The sequence below is a fragment of the Pseudomonas faucium genome, assembly GCF_021602585.1.
Lineage (GTDB): Bacteria > Pseudomonadota > Gammaproteobacteria > Pseudomonadales > Pseudomonadaceae > Aquipseudomonas > Aquipseudomonas faucium.
Map to the genome: position 1 here is coordinate 1 of NZ_BQIP01000033.1, position 18,896 is coordinate 18,896.

Genomic DNA, 18,896 nt, shown 5'->3' on the forward strand with positions numbered 1-18,896 from the left:
AGATCAACTTCGAAGGCGACAAGTACCTGTGGGACGACTTCGCCTATGCCACCCGCGATGGCCTGATCGGCGCGCTGCGTTTCGTCGACGATGCCGCCACGGCGCGTGACCGAGGCGTTGCCGGCGATAGGGCCGGTACACGCCCAGCCAATACCACTGCCATACACCATTCCAATAACAATAAAAGGTCCTTGGTCATGCATAACCCCGCCCTGCGTTCGCTCGCCTGTTGCTGACAGGTCACTGCCTAGTAATCCCTCCCCAGGCTGTCCCATCAGGAACCCTCGAGCATGACGAACCTCACCCAAGAGCAGCACCTCGAAACCCCCACCAAGCGCTACTACTACGAGTGGTACGTGGTCACCCTGTGCATGGTGGCGTACATCTTCTCCTTCGTTGACCGGCAGATCCTGGCGCTGATGATCGAGCCGATCAAAGCCGACCTGCAGCTCAGCGACACCCAGTTCAGCCTGTTGCATGGCCTGGCGTTCTCGCTGTTCTACGCCTTCATGGGCATGCCCATCGCCTACCTCGCCGACCGCTTCTCGCGGCCGCGCATCATCGCCGTGGGGGTGATCTTCTGGAGCATCGCCACCGCCACCTGCGGCCTGAGCAAGAACTTCGTGCAGATGTTCCTCGCCCGCATCGGCGTGGGGGTGGGCGAGGCTGCGTTGTCGCCTTCGGCCTATTCGATGTTCAGCGACATGTTCCCCAAGGAAAAACTCGGCCGCGCCGTGGGCATCTATTCGATCGGCTCGTTCGTCGGCGGCGGTGTCGCGTTCCTGGTCGGCGGCTACGTGATCACCTTGCTCAAGGATGCGCAAACCATCGAGGTGGCCGTGCTCGGCGCCATGAAGGCCTGGCAGCTGGCGTTCTTCATCGTCGGCCTGCCGGGGGTGATCGTCGGCCTGCTGGTCTGGCTGACGGTGCGCAACCCAGAGCGCAAAGGCGCGCAGCTCGATGCCGACGGCCAGGTGCGCAAGGTCAGGCTCACCGACGGCCTGCGCTTCATCGGCCGCCATCGCCAGACCTTCAGCTGCCACTACCTGGGCTTTTCGTTCTACGCCATGGCGCTGTTCTGCATGATGAGCTGGACGCCCGCGCTGTATATCCGCAAGTACGGCATGAGCCCGCAAGAGGCCGGCTTCATGCTCGGCACCATCCTGCTGCTGGCCAACACCACCGGCGTGGTGTTCGGCGGCTGGCTCACCGACCACCTGGCCAAGCGTGGCTACCGCGATGCGGCCATGCGCACCGGGGTGATCGGCGCGCTGGGCATGCTCGTGCCGGCGGTGCTGTATTCGCAGGTCGAACCGCTGTGGCTGTCGGTGACCTTGCTGGTGCCGGCGATGTTCTTCGCCTCGTTCCCGATGCCGGCCTCCACGGCGGCCATGCAGATCCTCTCGCCCAACCAGGTGCGCGCGCAGGTGTCGGCGGTGTTCCTGCTGATCAGCAACCTGCTGGGGCTGGGCCTTGGCACCACGCTGGTGGCGCTGATCACCGACCGCTACTTCGGCGCACCGGCGGCGGTCGGCTCGTCGATGTCGATCGTCAGCTGCGGCGCGTCGCTGCTGGCCATCGTGCTGCTGGCCAAGGGCTGCAAGTGCTTCCGTGACAGCCTGCAGCGCGAACACGCCGCCGAGGCTTGAGATGCTCGAGCGCTTCCCGCTGCTCGACTCGCGCGATGTGGCCCAGATGCAAGTGCAACTGGCCCGCTACCTCTGCCCGCACCGGTTGCGCGTGCTCAATGGCACGCCGCCGCGCCTGCAGGCCAGCGGCGTGGCCTTTGCCGGGGCCTGGCTGCTGGAGCTGGACTATGACGTGCCGGTGGAAGTCAGCCTCGACGGTGGCGGCGCGCACTACCTGTTCCGCACCACCTTGCAGGGGCAGTGCGAGGTGACCCACGGCCGCCACCAGGCGGCGGTGGCGGCGGGCGGGCTGAGTGTCAGTTCGCCGTTCGCCAGCAGCCGCATCGTCACCGGCGGCGCCTGCCGCAACGCGGTGCTCAGCCTGCCGCGCGAGGCGCTGGAGGTGCAGTTGCAGCACCTGCTGGGGCGCAGCCTGCGTCAGCCGCTGGCGTTCGCCGTACCGCTGGCGGCGACGCACCCCGGTGTGCACGCCTTGGCCGCTGCGCTGGACTACCTGTGCAGCTTGCTGGCGCTGGAGCTGAATCTGGCACCCCTGCGCCAGGGCCTTGCCGACCACCTGGTGCAACTGCTGCTGACCCAGTTGCCGCACAACTATTCCGATGCGCTCTGCCAGGGTGCCGGCACGCCGCTGCCCGGCCCCGTGCGGCGGGCGCGCGACCATATCGAAGCACACCTGGACCAGCCGCTGACCCTGGCGGCCCTGTGCGCGCTCAGCGGCGTGTCGGTGCGCACCCTGCAGACCGGCTTTCTCAAGTTCCTCGGCCAGACCCCGGTCGAATACATCCGCGAGCGGCGCCTGCTCGCGGTCAACCAGGCGCTGCAGCGCGGCGAGGGCAGCGTGACCGAGGTGCTGCTGCGCTTTGGCATCAACAGCCCCGCGCACTTCACCCGCCACTACCGCCAGCGCTTCGGCTGCCGGCCCTGCGACACGAAACTGCGCAATCGCTAGCCTGCCTGCGTGATCGGATGCGCGGGCCGGGTGGGTGCTGGCTAGCATCGGCCTACCTTCAACACGCGGAGCGAACCCCATGAATGTCACGATCCTTGGCGGCGGCCACGGCTGCTATGCAGCGGCCGTCGAAATGGCCGAACGCGGCCACCACACCCGCCTGTGGCGGCGCGACCAGGCGGCGCTGCAGGCGCTGCAAGCGATTGGCAGCCTCACCGTGCGCGACTACCGCGGCCGCCGCCAGGTCGCCTTGGGCGAGCGCTTTGCACTGGTCGCCGACCTGGCCCAGGCCCTGGAAGGCGCGGACCTGGTCGTCATCCCGCTGCCCTCCACCAGCCATCCGGCGCTGGCCGCCGAGGTGGCGCCGTTGCTGCGCGATGGCCAGGTGGTGTTCCTGCCGCCGGGCACCTTCGGCAGCTATGTGTTCGCCAAGGCGCTGCACGCCTGCGGCAACACCGCCGAAGTCGCCTTCGCCGAAACCGGCACCTTGCCGTACCTGGTGCGCAAGCACGGCGCCGACCAACTGGTGATCAGCGCCTACGCCACTCGCCTGCCCACCGGCGTGCTGCCCAGCCGGCTGTCCGCCCATGCCTTCGCCGTGCTGCGCGAAGCCTACCCCAGTGTCGAGCCCATCGAGAACGCCCTGAGCGGCGCGCTGATGAATGCCGGGCCGATCATCCACCCGCCGCTGATCCTGATGAATGCCGGCCCCCTGGAGCATTTCGAGTCGTGGGACATCCACAACGAAGGCACCCAGCCGTCGATCCGCCGGGTCACCAACCAGCTCGACGCCGAACGCATGCGCGTGCGCGAGGCACTCGGTTACCCGGCCCCGCACTTCCCGCTGGCCGACCACTACAACACCGACCAGGGCGATGAGTGGATGTATGGCCGCGGCGCCCACGGCAAGCTCAACGACAGCGGCGACTGGCGCGAGAAGATCGACCTGCAGCAGCACCGCTACATGCTCGAAGACACCCGCCTGGGCCTGTCGCTGCTGGTGTCGGTCGGGCGCTGGGCCGGCGTCTCGACCCCGGTGGCCGAAGGCTTGCTGGCGTTGGCCTCGGCGGTGACCGGGCGCGACCTGTACGGCGAAGGGCGAACCCTGGAAAACCTCGGCCTGGCGGCGCTCGACCGGGCGCAGATGGCCGCCATGCTGCACGGCGGGGTGGCGCCATGAATGCCCCGTTGCGGCACATCGCCGTGGTCGGTGCCGGGCGCATGGGCGAGGGCATCGCCCTGGCCTTTGCCCAGGCCGGGCTGCAGGTGAGCCTGATCGACCTCAAGCAGCGCGCGGCGCAGGCGGACCATTTCCTGGCGCTCAGGCGCAATCTTGAAGCCGAGGCGCACAGCCTGGTGGCCCTGGAGCTGATCGGCAGCGTGCAGGCCGAACAGCTGCTGGCGCGCATACAACTGCTCACCCGAGCGCAAGGCGAGCCGGCCCTGGCGGACTGCCGGCTGGTCTTCGAAGCGGTGCCGGAAGTGCTGGCGGCCAAGCGCGAGGCCATGGCCTGGATCGACCGGCATGCCCCGGCCGACGGCATCATTGCCTCGACCACCTCGACCTTCCTGGTCACCGAGCTTGCGCAGATGGTGTCGGCGCCGCAGCGCCTGCTCAACGCGCACTGGCTCAACCCCGCGCACCTGATGCCGCTGGTGGAGGTGTCGCGCAGCGCGCAGACCTGCGAGGCGAAGCTTGCCGAGCTGCTGGCGACCTTGCAGGGCATCGGCAAGGTGGCGGTGGTGTGCAACGCGGCGCCCGGCTTCATCGTGCCGCGCCTGCAGGCGCTGGTGATGAACGAGGCGGCGCGCATGGTCGAGGAGGGCGTGGCCAGTGCCGAGCAGATCGACCTGGCGGTGCGCAGCGGTTTCGGCCCGCGCTTTTCGGTGCTCGGCCTGCTGGAGTTCATCGACTGGGGCGGCGGCGACATCCTCCACCACGCCTCGGCCTACCTCAGCCAGCACCTGGGCGAGCGCTACCAGGCGGCCCAGGCCGTGCGCGACAACATGGCCGCCGGGCGCAACGGGCTGCGCGAAGGGCTGGGCTTCTACGACTACCGGCACATCGATGTGCCGGCCTATCGCCAGGCGCGCCTGGCCGCGCTGGTGCAGCGGCTGCGCCAGGCAGGCCTGGCGCCGTACTTCGCATCAGGCCTTGAAGCGCTGGATGAGCCCTTGCTGCTCTGACGCCAGGTCGTTCAACTGCTGGCTGATGCCGGCCGAGCGCTCGGCCTGGCCCGACAGCGAAGCGGTGACATCGCGCACCGCTTCGACGTTGCGGTTGACCTCTTCGGCGACGCTGCTCTGCTGTTCGGCGGCGCAGGCGATCTGCACGTTCATGTCGCTGATCACGCTGACCGCCTGGCGAATCTGCGCCAGGGCATCCAGGGCCTGGCGCGCCTGTTCGGCATTGGCCTGGGCCTGCTCGTGGCTGTGCTGCAGGCTGCGGGTCACCTCGCGGGTGCCGGTGCGCAGGCCGTCGGTGATGGCGCCGATTTCCTCCACCGAGGCCTGGGTGCGCTGGGCCAGCCCGCGCACCTCGTCGGCGACCACGGCAAAGCCACGGCCGGCTTCCCCGGCGCGGGCAGCCTCGATGGCGGCATTGAGGGCCAGCAGGTTGGTCTGCCGGGCGATCGACAAGATCACCGCCATCACCGTGCCGATCTGCTCGCCGCTGTTGGCCAGGGCGTGCAGGCGCTGCATGCCGTCGCTCATGTCATGGGCCAGGGCCTGGATGCTGGCGCTGGCGTGCTCGATCACCTGCAGGCCATCGCCGGTGGCCTGGTCGGCATTGCGCGCTGCGGCCGCAGCCTGGGCGGCGCTGTGCGCCGAGGCCTGGGCCGTGGCCGACATCTGCTGCAGCGCGGCGGCCATCTGCTCGATCTCGCGCAGTTGCTGCTGCATGCCGGCGTTGGTCTGGCTGGCGATGCGCGCCGACTGGTCGGCGGTGTCGCGGGTGTCGCGCACCCCGGCCTGCACCTGGGCGATCACCGGTTGCAGGTGTTCGAGGAAGCGGTCGAAGGCGCGGCTCAGGCGCCCCAGCTCATCGCGGCCGGGGTAGGCCAGGCGGCGGGTCAGGTCGCCTTCGCCTTCGGCGATGTCTTCGAGCACCTGGGCCACGTGCAGCAGCGGCCGGCTGACGCTGCGGGCGGTCAGCCACATCATCAGCACGCCGAGCACCGCGACGCTCAGGCCCAGGCCGACCTGCAGCGCCAGGCTGCGCAGACACTGGGCGCGCATCTGCGTTTGCAGCGCCGCTACCGGGGCGCCCAGCACGGCCTTGGGCACGCTGACCAGCACGGCCCAGGGGCTGGCGTCGGGCAGCGGCTGGATGGGCACCAGCATGCGCATGTCGCTGGCGTCTTCGAAGGTTTGCCCATGGCCTGCGCGAATGGCATCGAGCATGGCGGCGGCGTGTTCGGGGTGGCGCGCCGTGAGCAAGCTGCCCAGGCGCTCGGGGTGGCGGCTGTCACCGGCCAGCAGGCCGGCGGTGCTGACGATGGCGATATCGCCCTGGCCCTCGTAGAGCGCGGCGCTGGCGGCTTCGGCGTCGCGCTGCAGCGCGCCCAGGTCGATGTCCAGGCCGATCACCGCCACCACCCGGCCCTGGTCGAGCAGCGGCAAGGTCAGGCTGGTGACCAGCCGCGCGGTGCCGCTGGAGCTGTCGACGTAGGGCTCCAGCAGGCAGGGCTTGGCGGCCTTGCGCGAGCAACTGAAGAAGGCATTGAACGGCGCCCCGCTGGGGCCGGGCGAGGTGTCGGCGAGCAGTTGTTCGTCACCTGGCACGGCCTGCAGCTGGCCGGGGGCCGATTGCAGCCAGTACAGGGCGAAACGGCCCTGGTCGTTGCTGCCCCGTGCCAGCTGGCCGGCGAAGTCGGCATCGCGGCCATCGAGGGCGTTGCGGTCGAAGGTGATGAACAGCCCCAGCAGCTCCGGCCGCCCGGCCAGGGCCTGGTGCAGCACCTGGGTGAGGTCGCTGCGCAGCTCGCCCGCAGGCACCCGGCCGCCTGCGGCGCGCTCGCGCAGGTGCATGACCTGGCGGCCGACGCCTTCGGCGAAGGTGTAGGCGCGGGCGAAGCCCTGCTGAATCTGCAGCGCCTGGGCCTGGCCTTCGGCGCGCAGGTTCTGCCGCGCCGCGGCCAGCAGCATGTCGCTGGCACTGGCCTTGGCCTGGTCCTCGCTGGCCTGGCGCTGGGCCAGGGCGAGGGTGGTGAGCAGTACGACAACGGTGGCCAGGCACAGGCTGGCGAGCAGGGTGATCTTGTTATGGATGCTCAAGGCGTTGGTCATGTCGTTGTTTTCCGCGACGCGAATTGGGCTCGCGGCAGGCTACCGGGGCGGCAGCGGCAACGGTATGCCTGCGCGGGCAATTGGCAGGCAGCGCCAAGAGGTTGGCACGCCTGGGCAATCGCGGCTTCAGGCAAGCGGCGAGAAGGGCGCGGGCAGGTACACCACCGACACCATCTTCTGCAGTTGCGCCGCCGAGTTTTCCGGCGGCCACACCCCATCGCGCACGGCGCGGGTGCGCACGTCGAGGCGTTGTTCGAGGCTGGCGTAGGGCCAGATGTGCAGGTAGCGCGGCACGCGGCCACTGGTGGCGTAGAACGCCGCGTACACCTGGGAGTAGTCAGCCCCGGTACGCGGGCCGACGGCCTTGCGCCAGCCGGCCAGGGTCGGGGCCAGGCCCGAGCTCACCAGGTCGTACTCGCGCAGCTCGAAGAACGGCCCGTGCTTGCCGGGTGTCAGTGGCTGCAGGAAGGGGAACAGACGGTAGTCGTCGATGTGCTGCTCGAGGATGAACTCGCCGATGCCGAAGGCATCGCTGGCGAGCAGCACGCGCTGGCGTTCGCTGGCCTGGGCCTGGGCATCGGTGAAGCGGCGCAGCACGGCAATGGTGTTTTGCGGGCCGATTTCCGAGAGCCAGCAGCCGACCAGCTCGACCCCGTCGCCGGCCTCCTGCAAGGCGGCTTGCAGGCGCGGCAGGGCCATAGCCTGGGTGCGCACACGCAGGGTGAAGCGCAGCAGTTCGTAAAGGTCGGACATGGCGGTGGTTCCTTGGTTTGCAATAAAAGCGCCCGAACCCTCCCCGCACGGAAAGGCCCGGGCAAAAACGGTGCGCGGCGGCTACCAGAACTTCCAGGTGTAGGAGGTGATCAGGCGGTATTCGTCGTAGTCGGCGCCGTACTTCTGCTGGGTGTGGATGTTCTTCAGGTCGAAGGCCAGGTCCTTGAGCGGGCCGCTCTGCACCACGTAGTTGAGCATGATGTCGCGCTCGCTTTCCTGGTCGCGGTCAAGGCCCGCGCCGCGGTCCACATCGGTGCCCCGGGTATAGCGGGTGAACAGCTTCAGGCCCGGGACGCCCAGGGCTGCGAAGTTGTAGCCGTAACGCAGCGACCAGCTGCGCTCGTCCGGGCGCAGGAACGGGATGCTGCCCCAGTTCGGCAGCCACAGTTGCGGCACGTAGCCGTTCAGGGTCGGGAACACCGTGTCACCGGTCATGCGCTGGTAGACCACGCCGACGGTGTGGCCGCTCTTTTCCACGCTCACCAGGCCGTAGTAGGCGCGGTTGTCCACCGGGCCGCTGCGTGCGGCGCCGTCTTCCTGGTTGTTGAAGTAGCCGATGTCGGTCTTGAGCTGGTAGCCGTCGGCAAAGCGCAGGGTGTGCTTGATGCCGGCGTAGTCCTGCTTGTAGATGTCGTTGAGCACGCCGTGGAAGTAGCTGCCTTGCAGGTCGGGGGTGAGTGCATAGGTGGCGCCGGCGAAGTCCAGGCCGTCGCTGTCCTGGCTGTCGCTGGTGCCGTAGCGGTACAGGCGTTCGTGGTTGGACGACTCGCGGGTGACGATCGACCAGAACCGCCCGCCGACCAGGGTCAGCTTGTCGATGTCGCGCGATTCGATCACCGCGCCCTGGTAGAGGGTATCGAGCTGGCGGCTCGGGTCGTTGGAGGCGACCGGGTAGAACGGCCGCTGGTCACCGACCTTGAGCACGCTCTTGGCGTACTTGAACTTGAGCGTGGCGCCGCCACGGCTGTAGTCGTCGGAGGTTTTCTGGCGGTGGCGGCTGTAGGGCAGCGAGCCGTCGTTGCCGGTGGCGTCCAGGCGCACGGCGTATTGCCCGTCAAGGTCCAGGCCGACCGCCACTGGGGTGTCGGTGTAGCCGGACTCGAACTGCAGGTCGAAGCCCTGGGACCAGTTGCCGGCCTTGGACGCCGGGGCATCGTGCTGGGTGTAGTTGCGGTTCAGGTAGAGGTTCTTGATGTTCAGCGAGAGGTGGCTGTCATCGACCAGGTCGGCCAGGCCGACCTGGGGGAGGGCGCACGCCAGGCACAGGCACAACGGTTTTGCACGCAGGGGCCATCGCAGTTCCATGGGGGTATTCCTGGAGGTGTGATCAGGACAAGTACCGGGGCAGTGATGCAACTGGGCAGGAAGGGCCGCAGGTCGGTTGCCTGCTTGTCTGTCACGTTGTTCTTGTTGTTTTGGGTGTGCGGTGCACGACAGCAACGCTAATGGGCCAGCGCAGGCGGCTCAATGACAGGGGCGGGCAAAGTCGTTGCGTTTAGCGCAACGACCTGGGCGAAGGTCACAGCACCTTGCGCATGGCCTTGGCCATTTCGGTCGCCAGCGCCCGGCTCAGGTCGTCCAGGGTGCGGCCGCGGCGGGTGACGACCTGGATGTCGGTGGCGTTCATCTGCGCGCAGTCGACCGCCAGCGCCTTGAAGGTGCCGCCCTTGAGCTCGTCGATGATCGGCAGCTCGGCGAGCAAGGTCGCGCCCAGGCCCGAGCGGACGAAATCGAGGATCACCGCCAGCGAGTTGGAGGTCAGCGTCGGCACGATCGCGACCCCCTGCGCCTGGCAGGCGTCGTCCACCAGCTCGCGCACGCGAAAGTTGGCGCCGGGCAGCACCAGCGACTCGCGGGCGATGTCGGCGAGGCTGACCCGGCTGCGTTCGGCCAGGCGGCTGTCCCGGTGCACGATCAGGCGCAGCGGCTGGGCCAGGCTGAACAGCCGGCTCAGGCAGGCCGTGGGGCTGGGCGCGAACACCACGCCCAGGTGGGCCTGGTCGCTCATCACCAGGCGCTGCACCTCCAGCGAAGGCGCGCTGATGATCTCGGCCTTGTGCGCGCCATGGGCCTGGAGAAAGCCCTGCAGCGCGTTGATCGCCCGCGCCCCGAGCAGGCCTTCGCCGATGGCGATCACCGTCGAGGCCTGCTGCTGCTGGCGCAGGGCGTCCAGGCGGCTGAGCAACTGGCTGTGCTGGCGCTGGCGCTCGACGTAGTAGTCCACCGCGGCCTCGCCGGCGTGGGTCAGGCTGATGCGGTGGGTGTCGGGGCGCACCAGCTCGATGCCCAGTTCCGCTTCGAGCCGGGCGATCTGCCGGCTGACCGAGGAGGTGGCGACCCCCAGGGCTTCGGCGGCGGCGCGCATGGAGCCTTTGTCGTGGCTCAGGTGCAGGTAGCGCAGGCGGTGATCCTGCAGTTCGATGGGGCGGGTGGGCATGGCCTCGACCTCGGGGTGTGCACGCCAGGCATGGCGGGGGTGCTGTTCTGATTGTTCTTGTGGGCGCGATGCCCAGCCATGCTACACCAGCTTTTTTATCTCCGAAATCATGTGAAAAGTGTATTAAAAATTTTTCGACATATCGCCAGGCCTGGTTAGTTTTTTTGGCTAGCCAGCTGCTTCGAAATTCATCTTTAAAGCCGATAAAAATCAGATAGATAGCCTTGTTTTGCGGTGCTGGTCGGGCATGCGTCCGTCGAAAAAATGCGTTTTTAAGCGTGAAAATTCAATTGACAATTCACGTAATTGGCCGCAGATTTTTGTCACCGGCACCCAAAACAAGAGAGACAGAACATGCCGCACGATCCCGCCTTTGCCCCCTTGCATGGCCGCTACCTTGCTGCAGCGAGCCCTGCCATTTCGCCTCCTGCCCACCGACACCTGCCAGAACCACAACACCGCGCCTGAGACGGAGAAAGTCCATGGATTCGCTTTGCCTGCGTGCTGCGCCCGAGTCGGCGCTTGCCAGTGGCCCTGCCTTCGAGGCTTTGCTGGACGGGGTTCGTGATCGAGCCCGTCTGGGTGAGTTCGATCGCCAACGCCATATTTCCCGCGACGTGATCGATGCCTTCAAGGCCCACGGCGTCTACCGTGCCCTGGTGCCCAAACGCTTCGGCGGCCTGCAATGCTCGCCCGGCGAGTTCTGCGAGATGGTCGAGCGCATCTCCCACGCCGACGGCTCCGCCGGCTGGGTGGCGAGCTTCGGCATGAGCCCGGTGTACCTGGCGGCGCTGCCGCTGGAGACCATCGCCCAGATCTACGGCAACAGCCCCGACACCGTGTTCGCCGGGGGCATCTTCCCGCCGCAGCCGGCCGAGATCGTTGCCGGAGGCTTCAAGGTCAATGGCCGCTGGAAGTACTCCAGCGGCTCCATGGGCGCCGACATCGTTGGCGTCGGCATCGCCCCGCGCAACGGCGACAAGCTCGACCTGCCGCGCCTGGCGGTGCTGCCCCGCAGCCAGGCGCGCATCGAAGAAACCTGGGACACCGTCGGCCTGCTCGGCACCGGCAGCCACGACCTGCTGGTCGAGGATGTGGTGGTGGGCGAGCAGTGGACCTTCGTGCGCGGCGGCAAGCCGAACCTGGACGAGCCGTTCTTCCGCTACCCGTCGCTGTCGTTCGCCACCCAGGTGCTGTCGGTGGTCGGCCTGGGCATCGCCCGCGCCGCCCTCGACGAGCTGTCGGGCATGGCCAGCGGGCGCATCTCGGTCACCGGCGCCCCGGCCCTGGCCGACCGGCCGCTGGCCCAGGTTGATGTGGCCAAGGCCGAGGCCGCGCTGCGTTCGGCCCGGGCGTTCTTCTACGAATCGATCGAACGCGCCTGGCAGCACGTGCTGGCCGGCGACCCGGTGCCGATCGAGGTCACCAACCTGTTGCGCCTGTCCTCCACCCATGCCGCGCGCGTCGCCGCAGAAGTGGCGCGCAGTGCGCAGCTGCTGTCGGGCATGACCGGCATCTACAACGAAAGCCCGCTGGCCCGCTGCGTCAACGATGCGCAGGTGGTCACCCAGCACGCCTTCATGGGCGACGTCACCTACCAGAACGCCGGGGCGATGTTCTTCGGCAAACAGCCCCTTCCGGGCTACCTGTAACTCTCGGGATACCAGTCATGAGCGATAACAAAGCCTTGCGCGTGCTGTTCTGCATGGGCATCAACCAGAACTTCTTCGACGCCGCGCGCGAGGAGCAACTGCAGGTGTGGGCCGCCTTCAGCGCGATGTGGAACGCCATCCACGACCTGCCCGGGGTGAACGTGCTGGGCAACATGGACGACGACCAGGGCATGGTCGGGCCGTCCGATGGCTTCCCCTGGACCACCTACCTGCTGGCCGATGTGCCGGACATCCAGACCGTGCACGCCGCCTGCAACCTGTTCCGCACCACCGCCGTGGGCGAGGGGCCGTACAAGCTGTGGCGCTATGCCAAGGTCGAGGCCCGTGTCGGCCGCGAACTGATCATCCAGCGCGCCTGAGAAGAGGACTTATCCGTGACCAACCTGATTCCCGCCGTCAACCTGAGCGTCGACCCGGCCGAGCTGGTGCAGCCAGACCGCGTCCACACCTCGCTGTACACCGACCCGGCGCTGTTTGACGCCGAGCTTGAAAAGATCTTCCACAGCACCTGGATCTGGGTCGCCCACGAGAGCGAGATCCCCGAGGCCGGCAGCTACAAGACCACCTACATCGGCAAGCAGCCGGTGATCGTCGTGCGCGACCGCAAGAAGGCGGTGAACGTGCTGCTCAACCGCTGCCGCCACCGCGGCGCCACGGTGTGCGAGCACAAGAAGGGCAAGACCAACAGCTTCGTCTGCCCCTACCACGGTTGGGGCTATGCCCTGGACGGCTCGCTGCGCGGCGTGCCGCACCCGGAAAGCTACGGCGACTGCCTGGACAAGGCCGAGCTGCCACTGGTGAGCCTGCGTACCGAAAGCTACGCCGGGATGATCTTCGCCACCTTCAAGGACGACATCGAGCCACTGGAAGACTTCCTGGGCGCTGCGAAAAAGTGGATGGACCTGTTCATGAAGCAGGGCGCGGGCTACGGCATCAAGGTGCCGGGCGAGCACCGCTTCCGCTTCCCCGGCAACTGGAAGATCCAGCTGGAGAACACCACCGACGCCTACCACTTCCCGCTGGTGCACAAGAGCTTCCTGTCGTCGGTGGATGAACAGACCCTTGAGCTGTTCGACTTCGTCAAAGGCCCTGGCTACGTCGAGGACCTGGGCAACGGCCACAGCGTGATGGTGATGATCCCCGAGCTGGTCGACCTGGAAGCCGACCTCGACAAGCCGATCCCCGAGCGCTTCGAAGCGCTGGCCGCCGAGCTGCGCGACGAGGGCATCGACGAGCCGCAGGTGCGGCGCATCGTGCGTGCGGTGGGCGGGTCGGGCTTCAACCTCAACCTGTTCCCCAACGTGGCCTGCTCGATGGCGTTCTTCCGCGTGCTGCAGCCGATTTCGGTGACCGAGACCGAGATCCACCACTCGGTGATCACCATGGACGGCGGCCCGGCGGCGGCCAACCGCTACCGCCTGCGCCTGCACGAGCACTTCCAGGGCCCGATGGGCTTTGGTACCCCGGACGATTCCGAGGCCTGGGAGCGCGTGCAGAAGGGCGCCAGTGCCGGCGAGAACCTGTGGATCATGCTCAACCGTGGCTTGCCCGGCGAGCGAGCCAGCGAAGATGGCCTGGTTTCCGACGTGAGTGCCGAAACCGGCATGCGCGCGGCGTACCAGCAGTGGAAAAAGATGATGAGCGCGGAGACCAAGTGATGAACCTCAACCTACTCAACGAAGTCACCGCGTTCATCTGGCAGGAAGGCGACATGCTCGACCACGGCGAGTACGAAGCGTGGCTGGCGCAATGGACCGCGAAGGGGACGTACATCATCCCGATCAACCCGAAGGAAACCGACTACGAGAACACCCTCAACTACGCCTACGACGACCACCACATGCGCCGCCTGCGCGTGCAGCGGCTGATTGGCGGCGAGTCGATTTCCACCAGCCCGCAGCCGCGCACCGTGCGCAGCATCTCGCGCATTCGCGTGCTCGGCGATGACGGGGTCAACGTGACCGTGCGCGCCGCGCAGAACATCCGCGAGTTCCGCAAGGAAAGCCTCAAGCACTACACCGCCGACCTGACCTACACCCTGATGCGCGCCGAGGGTGGGTTCAAGATCGCGCGCAAGGTGATCAGCCTGATCAACAGCGACGATACCCTTGCCGGTATCGGCTACATCCTGTGAGGGCCCGGCCATGAACCAAGTTGCATTGGTAACCGGGGCCGGGCAGGGGCTGGGCCGGCGCTTCTGCGCCCGGCTGCTCGCCGCAGGCTTCGACGTGGTGGTCTCGGACCGCGACCTGGCCTTGGCCCAGGCCACGGCCGAGCAGCTCGCAGGGCAGGGCGGCCGTAGCTTGGCAGTCAAGCTCGACGTCGCCAGCAAGGCGGACTTCGAGCAGGCCCTGGCCCAGGTGCTGGAGCACTTCGGCGCCCTGCACGTGGTGGTCAACAACGCGGCGGTGACCAAGACCACGCCGCTGATGCAGATCAGCCCGGAAGAGTTCGACGCGGTGGTCGGCCTGAACCTGCGCAGCGTGTTCCTCGGCTGCCAGGTATTCGGCGCGCACCTGGCCGAGCGCGGCTACGGGCGGATCATCAACATGGCCTCGCTGGCCGGGCAGAACGGCGGCACCGCCACCGGCGCGCACTACGCGGCGAGCAAGGGGGCGATCGTCACCCTGACCAAGGTCTTCGCCAAGGAATTCGCCGCCCGCGGCGTCACCGTCAATGCCATCGCCCCAGGCCCGATCGACTCGCCGGCGGTGCATGCCGCGGTGCCGGCCGAGCGCCTGCCGGGGCTGCTGGCGAACATCCCGGTGCAGCGCCTGGGCGATGCGGATTTTCTTGGCGACCTGATCGTGCAACTGGCGCGCCCCGAGGCCTACTTCACCACCGGGGCGACCTGGGACGTGAACGGCGGCCTGTACATGCGATGAATCACAACAGGACACCGCTGATGAACGAACAACTGTTGAACGTGATCGTGCGCAAGCGCGAGATCCAGGGGGCCGATGTGCTGGTCCTCGACTTGGGCCGGGCCGATGGCGCGGCGCTGCCTGCTTTCGAGGCGGGGGCGCACGTGGACATCCACGTGGCCCCGGGCCTGGTGCGCCAGTACTCGCTGTGCAGCGACCCGGCGGACGCTTCGCTGTATCGCCTGGGGGTGCTGAAAGACCCGGCCTCCCGTGGCGGCTCGGTGGGGGTGCACGAGGTGCTGGTGGAAGGGCGCGAGGTGCAGATCAGCACGCCGCGCAACCTGTTCCCGCTGGCTCCCGATGCACGCCGCTCGATCCTGCTCGGTGGCGGCATCGGCATCACGCCGATGATCGCCATGGCCCATGCCCTGCACCAGCAGGGCGCCGATTTCGAATTGCATTACTGCGGGCGTTCGCGCAGCCGCAGCGCCTTCCTCGAGGCCTTGGCCAGTGCGCCCTTCGCCGGGCGGGTGGCCACCCACTTCGACGACGAAGACGCCGCCCAGCGCCTGGACCTGCCTGCGGTGCTGGGCGCCGCCCAGGCCGGCACCCACGTCTACACCTGCGGGCCGTCGGGCTTCATGGACTGGGTGATCGGCGGCGCGCGCCAGCAGGGCTACGCCGAGGACCACATCCACAAGGAGTACTTCCAGGTCGAGGTGGATGCCAGTGGCGCCAGCTTCGAAGTGGTCGCCGCGCGCAGCAACAAGACCGTGCAGGTGGCCGAGGGCCAGAGCATCCTCGAGGCCCTGGCCCAGGTTGGCATCAAGATCGACATCTCCTGCGAGCAGGGCGTGTGCGGCACCTGCATGTGCGAAGTGCTCGAAGGCGAGCCGGACCACCGCGACGTGTACCTGACCGATGAAGAAAAAGCCGCGAACGACCAGATCCTGGTGTGCTGTTCGCGGGCCAAGTCCAACAAGCTGGTGCTGGATATCTGAGGAGCATGACCATGGTTGACGTAACCCAATTTCGCAACGCGATGGCCATGCTCGGTGGCGCCGTCTCGGTGATCACCACCGATGGCCCTGCCGGGCGCTTCGGCTTCACCGCCTCGGCGGTGTGCAGCGTCACCGACGCGCCGCCGACCTTGCTGGTGTGCATGAACCGCGCCTCGTATTCCAACGAGCAGTTCAAGGCCAACGGTGCGCTGTGCGTGAACGTGCTGGCCGGCACCCACCAGGACCTGTCGGGGGCCTTCGCCAACCGCCACCTGAGCATGGAAGAGCGCTTTGCCACCACCCACTGGACCGTGCTGCAGAGCGGCGCGCCGGTGATGCACGAAGCACTGGTGAACTTCGACTGCCGCATCGTCCAGGTGCACGAGGTGGGCTCGCACAGCATCTTCTACTGCCAGATCGAGGAAATCCGCCACGGCGGCGCCGATGATGGGCTGGTGTATTTCAACCGTGCCTATCACCGCGTGTGCGAGGCCTCCAAGGCCTGCTGAAACCTAGCGCCCGCGCCGCCGCGAAACCCGGGCCTCGATGTTCTTGCGGCCGATCAGCAACGGTGGTTTCTCCACCACCGGCTCGTCGGCCAGCCACTTGTACATCACCAGGCAGTCCACCAGGCCCAGGCGGGCGTGGCGAAACGCCTTGGGCAGGCGGCCGACGGTGTCGAAGCCAAGCGTGTGCCACAGCGCCACGGCCGCTTCGTTGCTGGCCACCACCGAATTGAACTGCAGTGCCAGGAAGCCTTCCTGGCGCGCCAGCTTCTGCGAGTGCTCGCACATCAGGCGCGCCACGCCACGGCCACGGGCGGCCTCGGCGACCATGTAGCCGCAGTTGCCGACATGGCCACCGGGGCCGGCGGCATTGGCCTTGAGGTAGTAGCTGCCAAGCAGTTCACCGTCGGCTTCGGCCACCAGCGTGTGCACGGGCAGCTCCAGCCACAGCTGGCGGGCTTGTTCCAGGCTCAGGGCCGGGTCGTAGGCGTAGGTTTCACGGGCCTGGACGATGGCCTGGAAGGTGGGCCAGAAACGCGCGAAGTCGTCGGGCGTCATGGGGCGGATGTGAATCATGGCGGTACCTGTGGGGGCTAGGGCGCCAAGTCTGAGAGGCGCGGCGCCGTCGCGCAAGGGCGGCGACGCCGCAGGCGGCTCAGCCGCCGGCCTTGCCCACCGCGTCCATGGCGCGGGCCGAGTAGACCAGCGCGGCACCGGCATTCATCGCCACGGCCACGCCCAGGGCCTCGGCGAGTTCTTCACGGGTGGCGCCTTGCTTGAGCGCCTGCTGCGAATGCACGGCGATGCAGCCGTCGCAGCGGGTGGTGACGGCCACGGCCAGGGAGATCAGCTCGCGGGTCTTGGCATCCAGGTGGTTGGTCTTGGCACCGGCGCCGCTGGCGGTCATGTAGCCGGCCACGGTGTCGGGGGACAACTGCTTGAGATCGCCGATGCCGGCCATCAACTGCTTACGGTAGGCGTCCCAGTCCATCATGCTCATCGTCTTCACCTTGGGGAGGTTGCGAGTGGAGCTATGAGGCTAGTCGAAGATGGCGGGGTCTGTGCGGGCCTCATCGCCGGCAAGCCGGCTCCCACGGGGTGTAGCTGTGGGAGCCGGCTTGCCGGCGATAGGGCCGAAAGGGCCAATCAGATATAGACGAACACCAGCACCAGCGCCGCCACCACCAGCCATTTCTCCAGGTAGTAGCGCATGCGGTTGCGCTTCTTCAGCGCCTTGCCGCGTTCGCGGATCTTGTAGATGCGGGTGAACAGGCGGTTGATGCCGCCGGTCTTGTCGTTGGCATCGTTCGGCGCTGCCGCCGCGGCCATCACGTTGCGGCTGAACCAGCGGTTGAACGCGGTGGCCCAGCGGTACTTGAGCGGGCGCTCGACGTCGCAGAACAGGATGATGCGGTTGTGCTCGGTGGTGTTGGCGGCGTAGTGGATGTAGGTTTCGTCGAACACCACACCCTCACCGTCGCGCCAGGAATACTTCTCGCCGTCCACGTCGATGTAGCAGCCATCGTCGTTCGGCGTGTCCAGGCCCAGGTGGTAGCGGTAGGAGCCGGCATACGGGTCGCGGTGGCGCACCAGCTTGGCGCCTGGCGGCAGGGTGGCGAACATCGCCGCCTTGACCGTGCCGATGCCCTGCAGCAGCTCGGTGGTGCGCGGGCACAGGGTCATCGCCGACGGGTGGCTTTCGCCGTACCACTTCAGGTAGAAGCGCTTCCAGCCGGTCTTGAAGAACGAATTGAAGCCGACGTCGTCATAATTGTCGGACTTCTTGATCTCGCCCACATGCAGCAGGCGCTGGGCTTCCTCGCGAATCTCCTGCCAATGGTCCTGCAGCGGCTGCAGCTCGGGGAAGGCTTGCACCGGCAGGTAGGGCTTGGCCGGGTGCTTGGAGAACAGGTAGAGGAAGCTGTTGACCGGGGCCAGGAAGCTTGAGTGGTCACCGAGCTGGCGAGTCAGCTTGTGACGTACCCGACCGCGCAGGTGAACATAGGCGATCGAGAGGACGAAGATCAGTACGAGTGCAATTTTCATGGACGATTCTTTGTCGAAAAATGGCCATGCGCCATGGCATAAGCCCGCCAGCATAAACAATCATGGGGCGAGTTTGTAGATATTGTTGGCCGATTGACGGGCGACTTAGGTGTAATGCCCTGCAGACTGCACAAACGTTTTAGTACAAGGAGCAACCATGGTTCAGGCCATGCGCCCCAGCGGCGCCCCCTTCAAGCGGCTGTTCTTCGCCTTGCCGGTTGCCGATGCCCAGCGCCGGGCGCTGGCCCAGTGGCGGCGCGGCCTGAACCTGCGCAGCGGCAAGCCGGTGGCGAGCGAGAACTTCCACCTGACCTTGCTGTTTCTGGGCGATGTGGACGCCGCGCAGGTGCCGGCGATCTGCGCCGCGGTGGACAACATCGCCCGCCCGGGCGCGCCGCTGCGCCTGCTGCTCGACCAGTTGAAGGCCTGGCCACGGGCCAATGTGCTGGTGCTGGAGCCGCAAGAGGCGCCGCCGGCGTTGCGCCAGCTGGTCTATGGGCTGCAGCAGGCGCTGCTGCCCATGGGCTTTGCCGAGCAGGCCCGTGAATACCGCCCGCACCTGACCCTGTCACGCGAGTTTCGCGGCCAGGCGCCTGAAGCCACGGTGGCGCCCGACTTTTTCCTGACGGCCCGGCACTTCACGCTCTTCGAGTCGCGCAAAGGCCAGTACTGGCCGCTGGCGCAGTGGCCGTTGACGGCATGAGAGC

General features: G+C 67.3%; 19 protein-coding genes and 2 pseudogenes. 13 read left to right on the top strand and 8 right to left on the bottom strand.

Annotated elements, in window-relative coordinates:
* From L6D75_RS25170 to L6D75_RS25190, 5 genes and pseudogenes are all read left to right on the top strand, one after another.
* A pseudogene (locus L6D75_RS25170) lies at positions 1-131 on the top strand (dioxygenase family protein); the annotation flags it as partial.
* A 159-nt stretch (positions 132-290) separates the two neighbouring features.
* Positions 291-1,649, top strand: a complete 1,359-nt coding sequence (locus L6D75_RS25175) for a spinster family MFS transporter (RefSeq protein ID WP_176517502.1) — start codon at positions 291-293, stop codon at positions 1,647-1,649.
* 1 nt (position 1,650) lies between these two features.
* On the top strand, positions 1,651-2,598 hold the full coding sequence (locus tag L6D75_RS25180) for a helix-turn-helix transcriptional regulator (RefSeq protein WP_176517503.1): 948 nt from the start codon (positions 1,651-1,653) through the stop codon (positions 2,596-2,598).
* A gap of 79 nt (positions 2,599-2,677) precedes the next feature.
* Complete coding sequence (locus tag L6D75_RS25185) at positions 2,678-3,778, top strand: NAD/NADP-dependent octopine/nopaline dehydrogenase family protein (protein WP_176517504.1); 1,101 nt, start codon at positions 2,678-2,680, stop codon at positions 3,776-3,778.
* Positions 3,775-4,785, top strand: coding sequence for a 3-hydroxybutyryl-CoA dehydrogenase (locus L6D75_RS25190; protein ID WP_176517505.1), 1,011 nt, complete (start codon positions 3,775-3,777; stop codon positions 4,783-4,785). The genes L6D75_RS25185 and L6D75_RS25190 overlap by 4 nt, the downstream gene beginning before the upstream one ends.
* Here the strand turns inward: L6D75_RS25190 and L6D75_RS27560 are convergent.
* From L6D75_RS27560 to L6D75_RS25210, 5 genes and pseudogenes are all read right to left on the bottom strand, one after another.
* A complete protein-coding gene (locus L6D75_RS27560) occupies positions 4,747-5,502 on the bottom strand; it encodes a methyl-accepting chemotaxis protein (RefSeq protein WP_371871988.1) in 756 nt (251 codons plus the stop codon). The two genes, L6D75_RS25190 and L6D75_RS27560, sit on opposite strands and share 39 nt — an antisense overlap.
* Positions 5,503-5,604: 102 nt before the next feature.
* Positions 5,605-6,888: pseudogene (locus L6D75_RS27565) on the bottom strand (methyl-accepting chemotaxis protein); the annotation flags it as partial.
* Positions 6,889-7,014: 126 nt separating this feature from the next.
* Positions 7,015-7,641 carry an NIPSNAP family protein gene (locus L6D75_RS25200; RefSeq protein ID WP_176517507.1) on the bottom strand — a complete coding sequence of 209 codons (627 nt, stop codon included), beginning with the start codon at positions 7,639-7,641 and terminating at the stop codon, positions 7,015-7,017.
* A gap of 81 nt (positions 7,642-7,722) precedes the next feature.
* Positions 7,723-8,967 (bottom strand): OprD family outer membrane porin, encoded by a 1,245-nt coding sequence (locus tag L6D75_RS25205; RefSeq protein WP_176517508.1) that lies wholly within the window; start codon positions 8,965-8,967, stop codon positions 7,723-7,725.
* Between the two features lie 214 nt (positions 8,968-9,181).
* Positions 9,182-10,099, bottom strand: coding sequence for a LysR family transcriptional regulator (locus L6D75_RS25210; protein ID WP_176517509.1), 918 nt, complete (start codon positions 10,097-10,099; stop codon positions 9,182-9,184).
* Between the two features lie 482 nt (positions 10,100-10,581).
* On the opposite strand from L6D75_RS25210, the gene iacA reads away from it, so the two are divergent.
* Genes iacA through L6D75_RS25245 form a run of 7 tightly spaced genes read left to right on the top strand, consistent with a single transcriptional unit; the run spans position 10,582 to position 16,146 of the window.
* Positions 10,582-11,751, top strand: a complete 1,170-nt coding sequence (gene iacA, locus L6D75_RS25215) for an indole-3-acetate monooxygenase (protein WP_176517510.1) — start codon at positions 10,582-10,584, stop codon at positions 11,749-11,751.
* A gap of 17 nt (positions 11,752-11,768) precedes the next feature.
* On the top strand, positions 11,769-12,131 hold the full coding sequence (locus tag L6D75_RS25220; protein ID WP_176517511.1) for an IacB protein: 363 nt from the start codon (positions 11,769-11,771) through the stop codon (positions 12,129-12,131).
* Positions 12,132-12,146: 15 nt separating this feature from the next.
* Positions 12,147-13,430, top strand: coding sequence for an aromatic ring-hydroxylating oxygenase subunit alpha (locus L6D75_RS25225; RefSeq protein WP_176517512.1), 1,284 nt, complete (start codon positions 12,147-12,149; stop codon positions 13,428-13,430).
* The gene (locus tag L6D75_RS25230; RefSeq protein WP_176517513.1) at positions 13,430-13,906 is read left to right on the top strand and encodes an aromatic-ring-hydroxylating dioxygenase subunit beta; all 477 of its coding nucleotides are present in this window, start codon (positions 13,430-13,432) and stop codon (positions 13,904-13,906) included. Before L6D75_RS25225 ends, L6D75_RS25230 begins: the two co-directional genes overlap by 1 nt.
* 10 nt (positions 13,907-13,916) lie before the next feature.
* Complete coding sequence (locus L6D75_RS25235; protein ID WP_176517514.1) at positions 13,917-14,657, top strand: SDR family NAD(P)-dependent oxidoreductase; 741 nt, start codon at positions 13,917-13,919, stop codon at positions 14,655-14,657.
* A 20-nt stretch (positions 14,658-14,677) separates the two neighbouring features.
* A complete protein-coding gene (locus L6D75_RS25240; RefSeq protein WP_176517515.1) occupies positions 14,678-15,637 on the top strand; it encodes a PDR/VanB family oxidoreductase in 960 nt (319 codons plus the stop codon).
* An 11-nt stretch (positions 15,638-15,648) separates the two neighbouring features.
* On the top strand, positions 15,649-16,146 hold the full coding sequence (locus L6D75_RS25245; RefSeq protein WP_176517516.1) for a flavin reductase: 498 nt from the start codon (positions 15,649-15,651) through the stop codon (positions 16,144-16,146).
* Between the two features lie 3 nt (positions 16,147-16,149).
* On the opposite strand, the gene L6D75_RS25250 is transcribed toward L6D75_RS25245, so the two are convergent.
* The 3 genes from L6D75_RS25250 to lpxO form a co-directional block, all read right to left on the bottom strand.
* Positions 16,150-16,719, bottom strand: a complete 570-nt coding sequence (locus L6D75_RS25250) for a GNAT family N-acetyltransferase (RefSeq protein WP_176517517.1) — start codon at positions 16,717-16,719, stop codon at positions 16,150-16,152.
* Positions 16,720-16,798: 79 nt separating this feature from the next.
* Positions 16,799-17,143, bottom strand: coding sequence for a carboxymuconolactone decarboxylase family protein (locus tag L6D75_RS25255; RefSeq protein WP_176517518.1), 345 nt, complete (start codon positions 17,141-17,143; stop codon positions 16,799-16,801).
* Positions 17,144-17,289: 146 nt separating this feature from the next.
* Positions 17,290-18,189 carry a lipid A hydroxylase LpxO gene (gene lpxO / locus L6D75_RS25260; protein WP_176517519.1) on the bottom strand — a complete coding sequence of 300 codons (900 nt, stop codon included), beginning with the start codon at positions 18,187-18,189 and terminating at the stop codon, positions 17,290-17,292.
* Between the two features lie 157 nt (positions 18,190-18,346).
* On the opposite strand from lpxO, the gene thpR reads away from it, so the two are divergent.
* Positions 18,347-18,892: an RNA 2',3'-cyclic phosphodiesterase gene (gene thpR / locus L6D75_RS25265; RefSeq protein ID WP_176517520.1), complete on the top strand. Its 546-nt coding sequence runs from the start codon at positions 18,347-18,349 to the stop codon at positions 18,890-18,892.
* Positions 18,893-18,896: the final 4 nt, after the last annotated feature.